This is a genomic window from Orientia tsutsugamushi (assembly GCF_900327275.1).
In the GTDB taxonomy this organism is placed as follows: Bacteria; Pseudomonadota; Alphaproteobacteria; order Rickettsiales; family Rickettsiaceae; genus Orientia; species Orientia tsutsugamushi.
Genome location: NZ_LS398548.1, coordinates 1,880,678 through 1,895,216 on the forward strand (window position 1 = coordinate 1,880,678; position 14,539 = coordinate 1,895,216).

At 32.3% G+C, this 14,539-nt stretch carries 7 protein-coding genes and 9 pseudogenes; 13 read left to right on the top strand and 3 right to left on the bottom strand.

Translation table 11 applies throughout. The annotated features are described in order from the left end of the window. Positions 1-13: 13 nt before the first annotated feature. Positions 14-1,150, top strand: coding sequence for a DNA replication/repair protein RecF (gene recF / locus DK405_RS09800; protein ID WP_052691712.1), 1,137 nt, complete (start codon positions 14-16; stop codon positions 1,148-1,150). A 165-nt stretch (positions 1,151-1,315) separates the two neighbouring features. Here recF and DK405_RS16275 read toward each other — a convergent pair. Beyond that, positions 1,316-1,419, bottom strand: a pseudogene (locus DK405_RS16275) (IS982 family transposase); the annotation flags it as partial. A gap of 64 nt (positions 1,420-1,483) precedes the next feature. Between DK405_RS16275 and DK405_RS09805 the strand changes: the two are divergent. Next, positions 1,484-2,307, top strand: a pseudogene (locus DK405_RS09805) (IS5 family transposase). Here DK405_RS09805 and DK405_RS09810 read toward each other — a convergent pair. Beyond that, positions 2,267-2,597 (bottom strand): annotated as a pseudogene (locus DK405_RS09810) (transposase); the annotation flags it as partial. The pseudogenes DK405_RS09805 and DK405_RS09810 sit on opposite strands and share 41 nt — an antisense overlap. 94 nt (positions 2,598-2,691) lie before the next feature. Here DK405_RS09810 and DK405_RS09815 point away from each other — a divergent pair. The 3 pseudogenes from DK405_RS09815 to DK405_RS09825 all read left to right on the top strand — a co-directional run. Continuing rightward, positions 2,692-3,254: pseudogene (locus DK405_RS09815) on the top strand (conjugal transfer protein TraH); the annotation flags it as partial. 64 nt (positions 3,255-3,318) lie between these two features. Beyond that, positions 3,319-4,072, top strand: a pseudogene (locus tag DK405_RS09820) (transposase); the annotation flags it as partial. Positions 4,073-4,497: 425 nt separating this feature from the next. Then, positions 4,498-4,593 (top strand): annotated as a pseudogene (locus tag DK405_RS09825) (IS5/IS1182 family transposase); the annotation flags it as partial. Between the two features lie 136 nt (positions 4,594-4,729). Here DK405_RS09825 and DK405_RS09830 read toward each other — a convergent pair. Further along, a complete protein-coding gene (locus DK405_RS09830) occupies positions 4,730-6,397 on the bottom strand; it encodes a hypothetical protein (protein ID WP_064612875.1) in 1,668 nt (555 codons plus the stop codon). A 155-nt stretch (positions 6,398-6,552) separates the two neighbouring features. On the opposite strand from DK405_RS09830, the pseudogene DK405_RS09835 reads away from it, so the two are divergent. From DK405_RS09835 to DK405_RS09865, 8 genes and pseudogenes are all read left to right on the top strand, one after another. Next, positions 6,553-7,593: pseudogene (locus tag DK405_RS09835) on the top strand (conjugal transfer protein TraN); the annotation flags it as partial. A gap of 158 nt (positions 7,594-7,751) precedes the next feature. Next, positions 7,752-8,555, top strand: coding sequence for an ankyrin repeat domain-containing protein (locus tag DK405_RS09840; RefSeq protein ID WP_052691757.1), 804 nt, complete (start codon positions 7,752-7,754; stop codon positions 8,553-8,555). 202 nt (positions 8,556-8,757) lie between these two features. Then, positions 8,758-9,458 (top strand): annotated as a pseudogene (locus tag DK405_RS09845) (conjugal transfer protein TraF). Continuing rightward, positions 9,455-10,348: a conjugal transfer protein TraH gene (locus tag DK405_RS09850; RefSeq protein ID WP_331828128.1), complete on the top strand. Its 894-nt coding sequence runs from the start codon at positions 9,455-9,457 to the stop codon at positions 10,346-10,348. Before DK405_RS09845 ends, DK405_RS09850 begins: the two are co-directional and overlap by 4 nt. Then, complete coding sequence (locus tag DK405_RS15520; RefSeq protein ID WP_331828129.1) at positions 10,302-10,757, top strand: conjugal transfer protein TraH; 456 nt, start codon at positions 10,302-10,304, stop codon at positions 10,755-10,757. Before DK405_RS09850 ends, DK405_RS15520 begins: the two co-directional genes overlap by 47 nt. Further along, positions 10,757-12,652 (top strand): conjugal transfer protein TraG N-terminal domain-containing protein, encoded by a 1,896-nt coding sequence (locus DK405_RS09855; RefSeq protein ID WP_231967782.1) that lies wholly within the window; start codon positions 10,757-10,759, stop codon positions 12,650-12,652. Before DK405_RS15520 ends, DK405_RS09855 begins: the two co-directional genes overlap by 1 nt. Next, positions 12,639-12,773, top strand: coding sequence for a hypothetical protein (locus DK405_RS15195; RefSeq protein ID WP_269459330.1), 135 nt, complete (start codon positions 12,639-12,641; stop codon positions 12,771-12,773). Before DK405_RS09855 ends, DK405_RS15195 begins: the two co-directional genes overlap by 14 nt. A gap of 5 nt (positions 12,774-12,778) precedes the next feature. Continuing rightward, positions 12,779-14,534 (top strand): annotated as a pseudogene (locus DK405_RS09865) (type IV secretion system DNA-binding domain-containing protein). Positions 14,535-14,539 lie beyond the last annotated feature (5 nt).

The window sequence follows — 14,539 nt, forward strand, 5'->3', positions numbered from 1 at the left end:
ATTGTACATAATAATGATATTAGGTACGAATTCAATATGTAGAATAACAAAGTTGGTACTACATAATTACCGCAATTTAACTGAATTAACAGTATCTCCCAAATGTGATAAAATATTAATTATTGGTAAAAATGGTAGCGGTAAAACAAATTTGTTAGAATCAATATCATTATTTGCTCCTGGGAGAGGCTTACGTGGAGCTAAATATAGTGATATTTTAAGAAAGGAAGCGAACTTATCAAGTAGTAGTAATTGTCATAATACTTATAGTCAATGGATAGCTGAAATCACATTACAAACGGCTATTAATATTGTAAAAATCTCGACTAATTACTATCAAAATACTACTAAGCGTAATATAAAGCTTAATGATAATACAATTACAAGCAATAAGTTATTGGAGCTTGTAAATATGATCTGTGTTACTCCACAAATGGAAAGCGTTTTTCTTAATGGGGCTACTCAACGCAGAAAATTACTTGATAGAATAGTTTATTTATTTGACTATAAACATGCTGAGCGTGTTAATAAATATGAGTATTACTTGCGAGAAAGAATGATTTTACTAAGAAGTAATTCTAGCCAAACTAGATGGATTAATGTGATAGAAAATTGCTTAGCAAGTATATCAGTAGAAATTGCTTCATGTCGCTATAATGCTATTAAGCAATTGCAACTGTATCTTGATGAAATTGATGCTCCGTTTCCTAAAGTTAAACTCGATATTCAATGCCAGATAGCAGAGCTATATTTGCAGCAATCGCCAAAATTATTAGAGTTGATTAATAGTAGATTTTGTAATTCTCGTACAATCGATGGTAACTCTGGAAAAAGCAACTTTGGAGTTCATCGTAGTGATTTTAAAGTAATTCATAGTGTCAAAAACCAACTAGCTCAATTTTGTTCTACTGGCGAGCAAAAAGCTTTATTAATTTCACTACTGATTGCGCAAATGTTACAATCTAAAAAAAATTATAATCGGTTTCCAATACTACTATTAGATGAATTATTTATTCACTTAGACATAGAAAAAAGGCAATATTTAGCAAAATTTTTAACTCAATTTCCAGTTCAATGTTGGATTTCATCAACAGAGCTAGATGATACAAATCTGTTTAGTAATAATTGCGATATAGTTAATCTTCATTAACCATAGTTTGATATAACTCTAAATTATGATAATAGCAAGTTAGAAAGGTATAATATAATGGAACAAGCTACAAAAGCTTTTGGTTTCTAGGTTATCTTTTTTCTCGCATAGATAGCTAAACTACTATAAAACAGTACTTAAGTTTTCTAGCATCATAACGCTAGATTAGGATAAGTTGAGTGAAGAAAAAGAGGAGGAAACAAGATAGGAATTGAGTTTTGAGATAGAAAAGTTGCAAGAGAAGCAATTATATGAACAAAGAAATTAATATACTTCTTTCGAAACTAGAGAATGATGTAGAATGGTGTTATAAAAATCTAATTTGAAGTAATAATGAAATTAGATCAGATTAAAGAGTTAAAGGATGAAAAATTTCGTTGATTAACAGGAGTAAGGAAGAGGACATTTTCAAAGATGGTGGATATTTTGAGGAAAGCTGATGGTTTTAAGAAATCAAAAGGTGGACGTAAAAATAAGCTCAATTTGGAGGAACAGTTGCTGATGGTGTTAGAATACCTTAGAGAATACCGTACTTATTTCCATATAGGTCAGAACTATGGAATTAGTGAAAGTTCAGCATATAAAGCTGTAAAATGGGTAGAAGACACCCTAGTTAAACACCCAAACTTTGCTCTTCCAGGCCGTAAAGCTTTAATGAAGAGTGATATGAATTATGAAGTAGTCTTGATTGATGATACTGAGAGTCCTATAGAAAGACCTAAAAAAAACAAAAATTCTATTATTCAGGAAAGAAGAAAAGGCATACACTAAAAACTCAAATAGTGGTAGATAAGAAAACGCGCCAAGTAATATGTACAGATTTTTCTAACGGTAAAAAACATGACTTTAGATTATTTAAGAAATCCAAAATTCTTATCCATCCTAAGGTAAAAGTGATTACTGATACAGGATATCAAGGCATACAAAAAATTCACAATAATTCTGAATTACCAAAGAAAAAAAGCAAGAAAAATCCTTTAACTAAAAATGATAAAAAGAATAATCATAGGTTAGCAGTAGCAAGAGTTGTGAATGAAAACGTTATTGGTATGCTAAAACGCTTCAAAATTATTGCTGACAAATATCGAAATAGACGTAAAAGATTCTCTCTTAGATTTAATTTGATCTCTGGCATTTATAATTTTGAACTACTTTAACCAGTTTCGAAAGAGGTCTAATAAGAGAGTAATGTCTAGTATGCTCTAAATGGATATGTTTTTTTTAGTACATAAAAGACATTTTGAATTAAGGAATGTTTATTTAATAAATGCTTGTCATCTATGTCCAATAAATATGTTTTCATATCTTTACGAAGATTAGTAAATAAACGTAGACCATTGGCCAACAGTTGATGAAATAAGTCTTTAGATATGTAAGATTTATCACCAAACAATTTACCAAATAAGCCTTTAGAAATAACTTAAGCTACAGATATGTTGTTTTTATTATTAATTATAACATTATCTATAGGGAACATTTGTCTTCTATGGCAGAGATAGTATCAGTATGAAGATTTATATAGGTTTGGCATAAAAATTTTTTCAACTCGAACAAGCCAAACATCCTTTCAGCTATTTGCTATAACTTCACCATCTTTAAACATGAGCTGTAGCGGTATTGATGCCTATCTTGGTAGCTTCTCTGTTATTTCTGGAGAAGAATTAGTTCAACTAATGAAAAATATTGGTTCTTAAGTAAAGTTTATGCATTTTCATTAGGATTAAAAACCTTTGCTCCTCAAATTGAGAATGCTCTTAAGGACTTACATAATCCAGCAATGGAGATGAATTAATTTGCAAAATGAGATTGCGAATTAACGAAAGCTTTATTTGCTACAGCTTTACCAAGCAACTTGGCAATGAGAGAAGCTATCTGCTGAGATATACAATTACAAAGCTGTTTTGATTATTTTGCGGCTGGTAAAAAATGTCGTAATGATTTAGATCAAAAACAAGCTCTGTGACAAGCATAAAATAAAGATTCAGAGCTAATGCTTGATTATTATAACATCTTCACTAAAGCAGCAGCGAAGGTTGGAATAGCATCAAATATGCGTGATTCAATCATGTCTATGACTGGCACTATCGTAGTTACAAACAATAATAGACTTCTTTCGAAACTAGAGAATGATGTAGAATAGTGTTATAAAGATCTGATTTGAGGTAATAATGAAACTCGAACAGATTAAAGAGTTAAAAGATGAAAAATTTCGTCGATTAACAGGAGTAAGGAAAGGAACATTTTCAAAGATGGTGGATATTTTAAGTAAAGCTGATGGTCTTAGAATACCTTAGAGAATACTGTACTTATTTCTATATAGGTTAGAACTATGGAATTAGTGAAAGTTGAGCATATAAAGCTGTAAAATTGCTAGAAGACGCCCTAGTAAAACACCCAAACTTTGCTTTTCCAGGTCGTAAAGCTATACTGAAGAGTGATATGAATTATGAAGTAGTCTTGATTGATGCTACTGAGAGTCCTATAGAAAGACATAAAAAAAACAAAAATTCTATTATTCAGGAAAGAAGAAAAGGCATACACTAAAAACTCAAATAGTGGTATACAAGAAAACGTACCAAGTAATATGTACGGATTTTTCTAACAGTAAAAAACATGACTGTAGATTATTTAAAAAATCCAAAATTCTTATTCATCCTAAGGTTAAAGCGATTACTGATATAGAATATCAAGGTATACAAAAAATTTACAATAACTCTGAATCACCAAAGAAAAAAAGCAAGAAAAATCTTTTAACTAAAAATGATAAAAAAATAATCGTAGTTAGCAGGAGAAAAAGTTGTATATGAAAACGTTATTGCTATGCTAAAACGGTTCAAAATTATTGCTGACAAATATCGAAATAGACGTAAAAGATTCGGTCTTAGATTTAATTTGATCTCTGGCATTTATAATTTTGATATGTTAACCAGTTTCGAAAGAGGTCTATTATACTTTTTATCTGATAGCAAATTTTTTGTACTAATTTGTTCATTATACATATAACTTGAAAATCGCCTAATTAACCTTAAGTTGTATGTTTTGCTAGATCATTAGTTCAATCTCTAGATTATTAAAAATTGCCTCACAATTTTCTAGTTTTTTTACCTTTGGTTTTATTTTTTTGTTATATTAACAAATATTACAAATATATTTATAGTTAAAATTGAAGATTAGTTACAAAAATTAAAAAAGTTAACATAAGGTAATAGTAAGTTCTATAAAGTGTAGAAGTTAATAAAAAACAACCTTTCTTCTTCCTTATATTTGATATGCCTTTGCAGCTTTATCAGTAGACAATGATTTTATCGAGAACAGCAATAGACCTCTTTCGAAACTGGTTAAGGTAGTTCAAAATTATTGCTGATAAATATCGAAATAGACGTAAAAGATTCGGTCTTAGATTTAATGTGATCTCTTGCATTTATAATTTTGAACTACCTTAACCAGTTTCGAAAGAGGTCTAATATAAAAAAATAAAGCACTATGATTTTATTCTGAGTAGAACTTTGTATTTCACTGCTATTAATCATTACCCTAACTAGCTACAAACTTAACTAATTCAAACGAAAACCCTTGAGCTTAAAAAGCATGCTCTAGAATGGGCTTATAATTTGATTTGATATAGCTATCTTCAAAGCTTGTTAGAGCCTTAATGAATATTTTTTTATTAACATTATCTTCATTTATAACTTCTAATTTACTAAACCATATTTTATCAATAACTTGCTTATATTCGTAATGTTGAAGTATGTATTTTCGTACTTTGAACAATATAGAGTTAGAACCTAGCTCTTTACTAAGCTCTGAAAGGTAATCTTCATCACTTATTTGTTGCTGTAAAACTGTTGTTTTTTGATACTCCGTTGTGCTATTGGTAACTTGTTTTGATTCATCAAATGGTATAACTTGTAACTGCTCAATATCGTTGCTATACACAGCTCGTACCTCCTGTAGTATCTTGAATTTAATATGATCTGACAGTGTAATATTCTTAATCAACTTGATGTAACATTTGTTTTTAACCGCTGCTCCAAAATCACAAGATGTTAAAATTTGATAAGCCATATCTGCTTCAAAGACTCCAGCTATTTTACGCTTCAACTGAGCCTTCATACTACGATCTGTACCAGATTCAATATTTGCTAGATACTGTTCTTTAAATCTTCCTACGTCATTAAATCTAAAATTTCCACTATTAGCCTGATCAGTAGTTAGTAATTCATTTGCTAAGGCTTTTGCCGTATAGCTTAGCACTGCTATCTTATCTGCAAAATGACGGTTTGGATATTTATTTGATAACTTCAACAGTAATTGATTTATGAAGTATATGTTGAAGCTTCTACTAGACATACGTTGTAGTATAATTGCATCTTCTGGTGTTAGTGGATAATAATCTGCTAGTCTTTTTCTTTTGGGACAGCATTCATTCTTTTCAACCTTTGAATCCTTAGTAATAGCTGAAGTTGCTAACTCACTATTTTGCTCATAATTCTTGTTTGATGGCTTTTTATTACTAACATCACTAAGCTCATAGAAATTCAAATTCTGTTGTTGCTGTTGATCTTTTTTTTCATTTCCTACTAACTCAATTTCTATAAAATCATCAGATTCCGTATATTTAAACTTTAAATTTTGCTGTTGATCTTCATTTTTATTTTGATCATTCTCTATTAACTTATCTTCAGTAGATCTAGATCTATTATTATTTTTTTTATTATTATTATATCTATATATGTACCTGAAACTTTTTTCAGGTTCACCTGAAATTTCTTTCAGGTTGGAGCGAAAAATTTTTTGGGTTAGATCAATAATTTTTTCTCCTTTTGTTTCTTTTTCAGTGAAACGCTGAAAATTTTTTAGAAGTTTTATACATGGAACATTACGCAACTTAAAATTGTTTTTAATTATTGTCCTATTTTCAACTTCAATGAAACCGGCTTTTTGTAGTTCAACTAAGCATTGCCTAACCCTGCGTTGACAAACCTGCAACTCCTTTTCAAAAGAGTAATAACTGTCTTGTAATTCATCTATATCATTATTGTAATAGATCTGTAGTTTATATACTATCCATGATAAAAGCTGTTTAGGTGTCTTGCTTAATGCTTTTCCATTATCTCCAATCAGATCTTTCCATTCTGCTGGAACAAAATTTCCAATAAAACTGTAAAAAACAGTTGCATTATTGCTACTGTTATTATTAGTAATTTTGCAATTATTGCTTGCAAAATTACTCAAATCTCGCACCATTTCAACCTCCAAAAATGTCAGGTATAGCAGGTGATTTAGGCAATTTTTGCTATCAAAAACCACATTTTTTTTAGAACAAATGTAGCAATTTTGTAGCCACACTCGAAATTTAACGCTCTGAAAGGCTTATAATAACTTAAGTAGTTTTAAACTATATATCTATACAGCATATTGGTAGAAATTTTTTATTACATGAAAAAAATGAAATATGTATACTTGAATATGACTACAGAGATAAGACTCAAGAACTAAGGGAAGTAGCAGAATATTGGAAAGTTTTAAACCCTGAACTTGAGTAATTAACAGAAAGTAACGAATGCTATGAGGTCAATAGAATCAACTATGATGGTGGTGATAGAGTATTTTTTGACAAGTTTAAAGTCAATCGTCCATATTGGAAACAAAAGATTGTTTTTTCTTGTACTAGCGATCCAAAAGATGGTTGCAAACACCTTAAAATTCAAAATTGCGAATTAAAAAATAGCACTTGCCAAAAATCAGTAGCAAATATTTGTTTACTCTGGCAGCACGATTATAGCTGTTCAACTGAGAAGCAAACAATGCTACACTCATCGTTGCGTAATAACTCGATCTTTTGTTTAGGAGGTAATTGCAACACTCCGACTATTATACCAAACAGGGATATAGCTAAAGTAGCTCATCTAGCGATGCTAAATCAGATGAGCAAAGATATTAAAACAAATCCCGTTTCTGTATTTTCAGGGAAACATCGCAAATGCAAAAAAGATGTATTTAGTTTTTTGAATTGCTGCTCTTCAATGACTGGCTGGGGGCGTGATATAGGCTTATTGCAATGCAAATCTAAGGAACAAGAATTAGCTCTATATAGAAAAAAAGGTTACTGCTACTATATTGGAACCTACTGTTCTTCAAGAATTCCAATATTAGGTATTTGCTTAGCTAGAAAGTCTACTTATTGCTGCTTTCAGTCGAAACTGGCAAGAATTTTTCAGGAAGAAGCAAGAAAACAGCTAAAAATAAACTTTGGAACACCTGAATGTCCAAAGTGTATAGGCCTTACTGTTAAGGAATTACAAAAAGTTGATTTCACTAAAATCAATATGGATGAACTATTTGGTGATATACTCACTAAGGCTCAAAACAGCATGAACAAAGACATTATTGCAGGCATCAAAGATAAAGTTCATAGTATGCAACAAAACCAGCATTATTGAGGTACTTATTGAACTAGTAAATACAATAATAAATAATACAATTAGTAATTATTGTATTATTTATTGCTTTATATTAATATTTTTTTGATGTATAATAATAAAACACATAAACTGTGTATAGTTATTGTATATTAAAATTAAAATATGGTTAAAAATTAATGAATAATAATGATTTATTTCGTGAGTTATGTAACGCTGCTAAAAATGGAAATGTAGAAAGTATAAAGCAGCTTCTAGCACAAGATAATGCTGTTAATGCTATCAATTTAAAAGATAATAATGATCAAACTCCTTTACATTTTGTCACTAAGCATCGCTTTATAAAAATTACTGCTCCTCTTAATTGCAAAGAATACTGGAGTAGTTATGATAATCTTGACAAAGGATTTGTAGATGTAGCAAAGCTTCTATTGAATGCAGGAGCAAATCCAAATAAACAAGATGATAATGGTCAAACTCCTTTACATTTAGCTATTGAATGGCACTATTTACCTGCGAAGTTGGTAATGTCAGCCAGAGATGAAGTAGATATCCCGTGTCGCTCAACAGATTTGATAAATGTATTATGTGAGAGTAATTGTATTAATTTTGGTTTAAAGAATGTAGATGGTCGTACCGCTGTAGATCTAGCATTTCTTAAATCTGATAAGCATTGTGAAAATGATGATGGGATTGCAGAGTACTTACAAGAGAAAAGGCTATTATGGAGGGAAGGGCAAATAAAGGTCGCAAATAACTCGCTGGTAATAATAGCGGAAAATAAGGAGCAGATATTAAAATTAAAACCCGATTCAGCAAAAACCGATGCTGATAAATTTTTGGAAAAGTGGCGTGAGTTACCTATCAACATAACTGAGCAGATATTAGACACATTGGATGATGATGATTTTGGAGCATTTCAACAGCTTAACGAAGAACGTAAAGTACCGTTGGGAGAGGACAGTATTCATGAAATGATTTAAGATTTGACGACATCTATTTTTAGTTGCTTTGTTTTGATTTGTTATGTTCTTAGATTTGTAGTAACTAGTATTATCACAAATAAGATAATAACTATAGTTGAAGCATTTCAGCAATCTTTGATTGTGTCATGCTTCTCTTCTTTGAGTAAACTTCATTTTAGATAGATATAAAAATAATGCAATAATGAATCCATTAGCAATAATGCTAATTATGGGGCTACTTAATTACTTATCGATAGAATTAGCTACTGCTAACTCTTTGCCAACAGGGTTTTTATGGTACAATGATAAACATGGTCATGAGCTTGATGACTCTACTTCTAAATTGATGCGGAGAGCTCATGACCATAGAATCGAGGAATTAAAGGAGCAATTTAATCGAGCTCAGCGTATAGCGCTTGATAATCCAACGCTCGAAAATGTAATTACAGCCCAAAGATTGCAGAAGCAAATCATGGAGAAGGCGCATAAGTTTGCTACTATGTGGCAATTAGCTACTCTACTTGATTATCAACTGATTAATGCTCATGAGCCATCTAATAGCTTACATAGAAAGCTATATCAAGAAAAATCAGAGCAGAAAAACGACTTAAAACTCAAAAACATTGCTAAAAACTGGGGCTTGATTCTGCAAGTTAAAGAAGATTGCTTGCTCTGTAAGGCCTTTATGCCTCTATTGTTCAGGGCTTTGCTAATAAATATGCATTTCAGTTGCTAGCTGTCAGTAAGAATAATGAGTTGCTAAATAAACTAAACCCTAAGCATATTGTACCTGTGTTATATCTAGTAGCTAGCGATGGTAAAAAAATATATTCAGTAGCTAGAAGCATAATCTCTGAGAATAAAATTATCGACAATATTCTAGCAATAGATAGATATTATCATAAATTGGAGACTAGATGAGCATCAGAATTAGAGTTTATGTTATTGCAGCATTATTTTCGCTACAAGCTCCAGTGTCACTGGCTTGGAATATCGAAAACGTATTTCAAGGAATGAGTGTTAATGTTACTAGATCTGGATCATATCAAGATCAAGCGGCTGGATATTATGCAGCTGGCGGATTATCTGCCAGAACAAGCCAAACATCATTTCAGCCATTTGCTATAACTCCACCATCTTTAAACATGAGCTGTAGCGGTATTGACGCCTATCTTGGTAGCTTCTCTGTTATTTCTGGAGAAGAATTAGTTCAACTAATGAAAAACATTGGTTCTCAAGCTAAAGTTTATGCATTTTCATTAGGATTAAAAACATTTGCTCCACAGATCGAAAATGCTCTTAAGGACTTGCGTAATCTAGCAATGGAGATGAATCAATTTGCCAAAGGAGATTGTGAATTAACAAAAGCATTATTTGCTACAGCTTTACCAAAGAACTGGGCTATGAGAGAAGCTGTTTGCCGTGATATACAGTCACAAAGCGGGTTTGATTATTTTGCCGCTGGTAAAAAATGTCGTAATTATTTAGATCAAAAACAAGCTCTACGACAAGCACAAAACAAGGATTCAGAGTTAATGCTTGATGATTATAACATCTTCACTAAAGCAGCAGCAAAGGTTGGAATACCATCAAATATGCATGATTCAATCATGTCTATGACTGGCACTATCGTGGTTACAAACAATAATGTACACTTTTATGACTCATTAGCTCAGGATGAAAAAAGTTGGATTAGTCATTTAAAAGGCGGAGAATCAGCCTCGATTTACAGTTGTGATAATGTTAGTTGCTTGCATTCAGCGCTTGCAACGAAATATCACAATATTACCAGAGCAGTCTTATGCAGGTAAAGCTAAACAACAATTGAAGAATCTAAAAATTAAATTTGATCATAATACTGAATTTAGTGACCCTGAAATAGCCTTTTTATCTTCGATTGGAGATATATTTCCGATTTATGATTATATCATATTAGAATATATTTCTGGAGTCACAATTTTAGATAGCTCATCAGAATTAATAGCTAGCTATACATTAGTTCAGCATTTAAAGGAAGTAATCACCGAAATACGTAGAGCCGTTACTTCACTAGGTGCTAAGCAAGTTTCGAATGAACATTTAGAAAGATATTTGAAGGAATTGAATCGGGTACAACTTTTTGCAAATGAGAAATGGACTAGCCTACAAACAGATGCAAGTCGAATAGATAAAAGGGCTAGATTAATAGAGCAGCATTTAATAGCGAAGGAGAAAAGTTAATGGATTACGTAATATACACATTTGGTGGTGGAGATCTGTTATGGCATGTGTTTAACGGCATAGGCAGAGTCTTTGCTTCAAATAGCGAATACTTCACTCCAGTAGGCCACTTAGCCTTGACTATTGGCGGCATATGGGCTGCTACTAGGGCTATTTTTAGAGGAAATATCGGCATCTTTGCTATGGAATGGTTTTTTCCGTCGATATTTATTTTTACTCTGTTATTTGCTCCCAAATCTACTGTTTGGCTGAAGGATGAGGTATCAATGAGTGCGCCAGTAAAAGTTGATAATATTCCGATAGGTATTGCAATGTTTGCTTCTCTTTCCTCGCAAACGAGTTACTTTGTGTCCAAAATGTTGGAAAATCATCTTTTACCGGCTTATGAAGGACTATCGAGCAGAAAAACTGGTATTATGTTTGGAGCTAAGGCTGTAGCTAAGATTCGAGATGTGCAAATACATGATCCAGTAACTTTAACTAATACTAAGGAATTTCTTAGACAATGCTTTATGAAGCCTTACATCATAGGTAATATTCTAGGCAAAAAAGCAGCTGCTCAACAAACTAATGACATTATAGGATTTATCGAGCAGAATATACCTAATAATTTCGGTATTTATTATCGTGAGCCTAGTAATTTAGGTATTAGTTTCAAGACATGCAGACAAGCTACTCCATTGATTAAAGCAGCAATTCATAAAGAATTAAATGAAGGGCTTCTAACAAAGTTCGCAGCAGCGATTGGAGTTCAATCTGATCAGTCAAGCATGTTAAGTCAAAGACTAAAAGTCATGACTGGCGACACACTAAAATATTTACAGAGAGAGCAACAAGACATTCATGAATGGATGAAGCAAGCTATGCTACTTAATGCTAATCGTGAGTCATATGATGACTGGCGTGAGAAGTTTTCATTATCACGAATTTATCCTAATCTGGTGAGTATGCATGCAATCAGAGGGCTCTTTCAACAATCATTTTCGTATCTAGTCGCTGGGGAAATGGCTGCTCACATGATGCCTATTTTACAATCTGTTTTTTTTGCATTAGTAGTTTCAATGATCTTTATTGTATTTCCAATGGGCTTACTGCCTGGTGGTTACAACATACTCAAAACATGGATTCTATTAATAATATGGGTCAGCAGCTGGCCAGTATTTTTTACAATAATCCATTGTCTAGGAATGATCAGCTTATCCAGTAAATCTGGAGCTTTCGGTAGTGATTATGGTCTGAATATGCTATCGCAAGGAAGCTTTGCAGAGATGATTTTATATAGCTATGCGACGTTTCAAATGCTTGCATCATCAATACCAATGCTTTCTTGGTCAGTGATAAAAGCTTGCGCTCATGCTACAGCTAACTTAGCCAGCCAGTTCTCTCCTATACAAGTTGCTAGCAGCTTAGGAAGTAATATAGTCGACAATAACTTGAGTATGGATAATTACAGCATAGGCAATAGAACTATTTCTCAACAAAACCTAGCTCCTTCATTACATATGGCTGCTATTATCAATGATGGTAGTATAAAAGTCACTACAACGGATGATGGTCGACAAATTATAAATAAAAACGTAGATTTATTATTAGATAACTACCGCTCTTCTGCACTGCTACAATCTGGATATCAAAACCAGTTTGTGCGTTCACAGAGCAATCTTGATTCACTGACAAAAAAAGAGTCCAATCTTATTTCAACAGGAAACTCCATTACCATGGAAATAGCCGACAGGATAACTCATGATGAAGCTCTGTATATAGGTCTAACTGAGAGTGAATACCAAGCTCTGCAGAAGGTTGGTTCTAGTAGCATTGCTACTACTGAGTATACAGGTACTAGCCACAGTAAAAGTAGTAGTACTAGTACTAGTGCTGGAGGTGGGGTGTGGTGATTTAATACTAAATATCATTGCAGAACATGAAACAATGTTAAAAAGGTTAACAGAATTGAAGAATTTTACTGGAGTAAAAGAGTATGAGCAAAAACTACAGATATTGAAAAAATACTCTTGAGATAGATGAATTTTCAAAATCAAGGAAATTTCACCAGGGGCTCGCAGTTATTTGCCCATAAGTTAAGAATGTTTGGGCAAGGTAGTACCAACGTTTTTATAATTGGATTAGGATTATCGATATTCTGGATTATATGTCGATTATATCAAAAAGTTTTTCTGAGCAGCTTGTATTATTTTGCAATTGAAAGATATGTGCAGCTTAAGCTAGCAATTGGTGAGCATTTTTATGATATCGATCAAATAGGCATTAAGTTTTATAGTTTAAGGTTTAAAAAATGGATGCACCTCAATGCTCAAGACTTTTTGCATGAGTTTTATACAGGCAAACATGGATTTAAAATACAGCAATTATGGGAATTCTTAATCAATTCAGCATTGTTAGAAGGATTAATTGTTTTTACTATTGGTGTGATAATCTCAATTGTTTTCTTTACTGCTCAAGGCAAAAACACGATTATTAAGGCCAAAATTAGAGGTGCTGATTTTGTAGAGTGCAAATGCCCTATCTAAAATGCTAAAAAGCGCTAAAAAGGCCTCGAAAATCCGTTTTGGAGGCTTGCCATTAGTAAAGAATAGTGAAAGACTACATATTCTTATTACTGGAACAACAGGTACTGGTAAAACTAATATGCTTAATGAACTGCTGCCACAAATTCGATTACACAAAGATCGAGCAATCATTGTAGACACAACTGGAGCTTTTACTGATAGATTTTTTGATCCTAAATGTGATAAACTGCTTAATCCTTTAGAAAAAAATAGTGAACAATGGTTGCCTTGGAATGATTGTTTTGAAGCAGCTGATTTTCATGATATAGCTAGTAGTTTTAGTAATTATACTCCTAAACTTGATGACTTTTTTGCTAAAAATGCTGAATTAGTCTTGTCTGAAGCGTTGAAGCTATATAAGGATGATAAAGATATCATAAAACTAATTCATACAATCATTTACTCTGATAATAGACAATTTGCAAAAGCTTTTAGAAACACTGCTGTATCAGGTATTATAAGTGAAAGCGCGCTCGAAACTTCTGCAGGAATTCAGTCTACGCTTGGAAAGAATATTACTTCGCTACAATATTTAAAGCCTGGAGGTAGTTTTAGCATAAAAGAATGGTTTAGTAATTCAAATGAAACTAGCTGGCTATTTATCACAGCTAACCCAAATCAAAGAGCTACTTTATGCCCACTTATTTCAGCCTGGATAAGCATAGCTATCAAGGCTTTGATGTGTAGAAATCCTAATCATGATAACAAAAACATGTGGTTTATACTTGATGAACTTCCAGCTCTACAAAAAGTTTCGTCTTTACCAGTTGCTTTAGCTGAAAGTAGAAAGTATGGAGGCTGCTTTGTTGCTGGATTGCAGAACATTCATCAATTAGAAGCAATATATGGGGCTGCTGAATGTGATTCTATGCTGGATTTGTTTAATAGTAAATTTATTTTTCGAGTTAGCGATCAGGTTACAGCCTATAAATCAGCATTAACACTAGGTGAGCAAGAGATAATTGAAACTCAAGAGAACTTGTCATATGGATCAAATACTATGCGAGATGGGGTAAATATGAATAATGTTGAGCGTAAAAAGATTTTAGTTATGCCATCTGAAATTATGAACCTACCAGACCTTACATGTTATGTAAAGCTTGCCGGTAACTTTCCTATCACAAAACTAACTATGCAGCTACAAAACTTAAATACAGCTTTTGTTTGTGAATATAAATTGCTCAAAAAACTTAAGTTAGTAGAGTATTAATTCGA

Bases quoted from the DNA above. Each gene is read 5' to 3' on its own strand.
- recF (WP_052691712.1), top strand. From the start codon at position 14: ATGATATTAGGTACGAATTCAATATGTAGAATAACAAAGTTGGTACTA.
- DK405_RS09830 (WP_064612875.1), bottom strand. From the start codon at position 6,397: ATGGTGCGAGATTTGAGTAATTTTGCAAGCAATAATTGCAAAATTACT.
- DK405_RS09840 (WP_052691757.1), top strand. From the start codon at position 7,752: ATGAATAATAATGATTTATTTCGTGAGTTATGTAACGCTGCTAAAAAT.
- DK405_RS09850 (WP_331828128.1), top strand. From the start codon at position 9,455: ATGAGCATCAGAATTAGAGTTTATGTTATTGCAGCATTATTTTCGCTA.
- DK405_RS09855 (WP_231967782.1), top strand. From the start codon at position 10,757: ATGGATTACGTAATATACACATTTGGTGGTGGAGATCTGTTATGGCAT.